Annotated in this window: 1 protein-coding gene and 1 pseudogene; one reads left to right on the top strand and one right to left on the bottom strand. The window is 66.0% G+C overall.

The features are described from left to right. Positions 1-392, bottom strand: a pseudogene (locus ACEN88_RS30235) (hypothetical protein); the annotation flags it as partial. Between the two features lie 276 nt (positions 393-668). Between ACEN88_RS30235 and ACEN88_RS30230 the strand changes: the two are divergent. Next, positions 669-1,967, top strand: coding sequence for an alpha-L-fucosidase (locus ACEN88_RS30230; RefSeq protein WP_413345655.1), 1,299 nt, complete (start codon positions 669-671; stop codon positions 1,965-1,967). Positions 1,968-2,012: the final 45 nt, after the last annotated feature.

Raw genomic sequence — 2,012 nt, 5'->3', positions numbered from 1 at the left:
AACGGAATTTCGCCAGAATCGTCGATCCCGGTCGGATCGATGGGCTGCGCAAGCGTGCCGCCCTCCGCCTGCGCGCCCACATGCACGCGCACGACGGCCGGGTCGCCCATCAGCGAATCGACGAGCGAGCGGGCCGCGTCGATGTTCATGTTCCACAGCGATTCCTGCATGCCGAGGGCGAGGATGTCGGCATTGCGCTGCAGGGTCTCGTCCAGCTCGCGGCGCGCCGCATGCTGTTCCTGCACGCCGATCATGAGGTAGCCGCCCACGACGGCCGGTATCGCCAGGCCGCCGGCCACCAGCACGAGCAGCGCGGCGTACAGCGAGCGGCCGTACAGCCGCGCGAGGCGCGACGGTAACGCGGACAGGGCGGCACGGGACAGGAAGGACATGGCGGAGAGATGCGGTGCCGGTCAGCCTGTGGCTGATACGACATCTTTCTGTGGTAAATCAATAAGTTAATGTTTTTTTTGATTATGCACGCAACAGTTGCCGTACGTCACACCTTTTTAGGCGCGCGTGCACGGTGATAGCGGTAACCGTTACCTGGTTGCCACGTTGGCGACGCGGATTTACGTAATTTTCCATGCCGGTTGTGGGATTTCGCGATTGCGGGCGTAATACGGCCGATCACAAAATCGATACGCCACTTATCACACCGACAAATCATGCTCCCACCTCGACACCCACAAGGCTGCCTCGGCCTGGCCCTCGCGCTCGCCTGCGCCGCAGCGCACGGCGCCCCCATTCCCTATGCGACGGAACACGTCATCGCGGCGGACGACTCCCCCGCCGCGATTGTCGCCAAGGCCGCGACAACCCTGCCCCGCCCCAACCAGTCCGCCTGGATGCGGCTGGAACGCACGTTCTTCCTGCACTTCGGCGTCAACACGTTCAATGAAGTGGAATGGGGCAACGGCAAGGAAGACCCTGCCCTGTTCAATCCCACGCAACTGGACGCGCGCCAGTGGCTGCGCGCGGTGAAGCAGCTCGACGGCAAGATGCTCGTGCTGGTGGCCAAGCACCACGACGGCTTCGCCATGTGGCCGTCGCGCTATACGAATCACTCGTCGGCCGCGAGTCCCTGGCGCGGCGGCAAGGGCGATCTCGTGCGCGAGGTGGCCGATGCGGCGCGCGACGCCGGCGTCAAGCTTGGCATCTACCTGTCGCCGGCCGACCTGTACCAGCTGAAGACCAACGCCGCGAACCCGGCCGGTTATTACGGCAATGGCAGCGCGAAACGCCGCTCGACGATCCCGACCGACCCGGCCCGCTTCCAGAGCGACCCCGCGCAGGGGCGCACCCCGCCGCCGGGCCGGCCCGTGTTCACGTACGAGGTCGACGACTACAACCGCTACTTCCTGAACCAGCTGTACGAACTGCTGACGGAATACGGACCGGTCCACGAAGTGTGGTTCGACGGCGCCAATCCCGACCCGAGCGTGGCCGAGACCTACGACTACGCGGCCTGGTACGACCTGATCCGCAAGCTGCAGCCGGACGCCGTCATCATGGGCAAGGGTCCGGACGTGCGCTGGGTCGGCACGGAAAGCGGCTACGGCCGCACGACCGAATGGAGCGTGATTCCACTGCCCACGGCGCCCGGCGCGTTCCAGTGGCCCGACATGCAGGGCGCGGACCTCGGCAGCCGGGCGCAGCTCAAGCCGGGATCGCACCTGTGGTGGTACCCGGCCGAGACCAACGCGACCCTGCTGGCGAACGGCCAGTGGTTCTGGGCGCACGACAAGCGGCCCCGTCCCGTCACGCAGCTGGTCGACATCTTTTATTCGTCGATCGGCCGCAACGCCAACCTGATCCTGAACCTGTCGCCGGACAAGAGCGGCCTCGTGCCCGACGACCAGGTCGCGACACTGGGCCAGCTGGGCGCCATCGTGCGCGCCACGTTCGCCGTCAATCTCGCGCGCGGCGCGCGGTTTTTTGGGCCGGGGGGCCGGGGTATGGGGTAACCGTTACAGGGTTGCCCCGTTGGGGCGCGGGGTTTAGGTATTTTT

This window comes from Massilia sp. CT11-108, from assembly GCF_047302915.1.
Lineage (GTDB): Bacteria > Pseudomonadota > Gammaproteobacteria > Burkholderiales > Burkholderiaceae_D > Telluria > Telluria orientalis.
The sequence above is the reverse complement of the archived record's forward strand: the minus strand, read 5'-3'. Positions and strand labels throughout refer to the sequence as shown.